The sequence below is a fragment of the Marinitoga sp. 1155 genome, assembly GCF_001021175.1.
In the GTDB taxonomy this organism is placed as follows: Bacteria; Thermotogota; Thermotogae; order Petrotogales; family Petrotogaceae; genus Marinitoga.
The window spans coordinates 1-1,914 of the sequence record NZ_AZAX01000043.1; the positions used below are offsets into that span (position 1 = coordinate 1).

General features: G+C 21.8%; 1 protein-coding gene. It reads left to right on the top strand.

What is annotated here, in order from left to right:
- Positions 1-373 precede the first annotated feature (373 nt).
- On the top strand, positions 374-1,894 hold the full coding sequence (locus X274_RS09905; RefSeq protein ID WP_047266673.1) for a GGDEF domain-containing protein: 1,521 nt from the start codon (positions 374-376) through the stop codon (positions 1,892-1,894).
- Positions 1,895-1,914 lie beyond the last annotated feature (20 nt).

The window sequence follows — 1,914 nt, forward strand, 5'->3', positions numbered from 1 at the left end:
TACTTATTCGTTACAAGTTTCTTATGAATTTATTGGTGTTTTTTAAATAATATTTATGTAAAAAATTCTAAATGTAAATTAAGACTGTCTAAAAAGTCAAATTCACTCAGACAGCTTGATTGCTAATCCTTAAAATTATTCATTCTCAGCCGTCGCTCAAACAATACATCGTGTATTGTTTCGCTCAAAATTACATCCATGTAATTTTGACGGCTTTCATTCATAATTTTAAGGGCAATCTTCGAGTCTTCGTTTCATTTGAGACTTTTTAGACAATCTATGTGAATTTTAATATCATTATATTGTTTTTTGTAGTAAAAATTGATATAATAAATCATGTATGTTTGTTAGAATGGTTAAATGGGGGGTATGTATGAAAAAAAAACTACTTTCTCTTTTAGGTATTGTAATTTTTTTTGTATTATTAATTTCAAGTTATAAATTAAATAATTTATCCGGTTATAAAGTAAGTGAATGGTATGATGAATATGGAAATAAATTATACACACCTATTATTAAAGAAACAAAAGGTGAAGAATATATCTTAATTTCTTATTTTCCAAAAACAGAAAATCAATATATTGTTTTTCCTGAAATTTCTGCTAATTATGCTGAATTATACTTAAATGATGTTTTGATTAAAAAATTCGGATTCAATAAAAATAATTTATTCAATATTTACTTAAAACCCCATTTGATACTTTTAAATAATTTAAAAAATCAAAATAAATTAAAGCTTGTTATTTACGATCTATATAAAGGCGGTATCCGTATTACACCTGTATTGATACCAGAATCGAAACTTCATGAATATCTTTTATTATATTTTATTAATTATGGTTTAATATCTTCTATAGGGGGAATAATATTATTTCTTATAATATTGATTATCAGTTATATTTTCTTTTTAGATAGGAAATCTGTTAATCATTTATACAATTATCTTTTTTCCATGTTTTTTTTATTTATAGCAACAATTGATTTTCATTATTATTCTTTTGGAAACATGTATACCTTTTTATTATTAAAAAAAATTTTTTATATTTCCATGCTTTTAGCATTTTTATTTTTCTTAAATACAGTAACTTTAAAACAAAATAAATATAAGATTATTAATATTATTATAAAAATTTCGATTATTATACCTATTTTCTTTTATTTGATAGCAAAAGATTATTACCAGCTTATGAATTATTATAATTTATTTTCATGGATTCCAACAGCATTATTGTTATATATAATTATTTTATATAACAAAAATGTAAAATATACTTTTTTATTAACTTTTTTAGCGGCAACTATTATTCATGATTTGATTTTAGTCAATTTCTCTATAAATAATAGTAAATTTTTATTTTCTTATGGTATTTTTTCCTATACAATATTAGTTGGTATTTCTTTAGTGGAAGAAATTAGAAAAGCTCATATAAAAATGAGAAAAATATCTTTGAAAGCTTTGAAGGATCCGTTAACAAATGCCTATAATAGGCTATTTTTAAAACAAATACATTTTAATGAGAATGATTCGTTGATTTTTTTCGACTTGAATGATTTAAAAAAAATAAACAATAAACATGGGCATAAAAAAGGAGATGAAGTTTTAATTTATACAGTAGAAACAGTAAGAAAACATTTAAGAAAAGAGGATTATATAATCAGACTTGGCGGTGATGAATTTCTGGTTATTTTAAAAAATTGTGATATTAAAATAGCAAAAGAAAAATTTTCAAAAATTCAGGAAGATTTAAAGAATTACAATATACCTGTTTTTATTTCTTATGGAATTGTACAATATAAAGATTCTTTAGATAAAACTATAAAAAGAGCTGATAAATATATGTATAAAATGAAATCAGAAATAAAAAAGTCAAAAAAATATAAATTCAAAAAATAAAAAAGCAGCCAAAGGCTGCT

Bases quoted from the DNA above. Each gene is read 5' to 3' on its own strand.
- X274_RS09905 (WP_047266673.1), top strand. From the start codon at position 374: ATGAAAAAAAAACTACTTTCTCTTTTAGGTATTGTAATTTTTTTTGTA.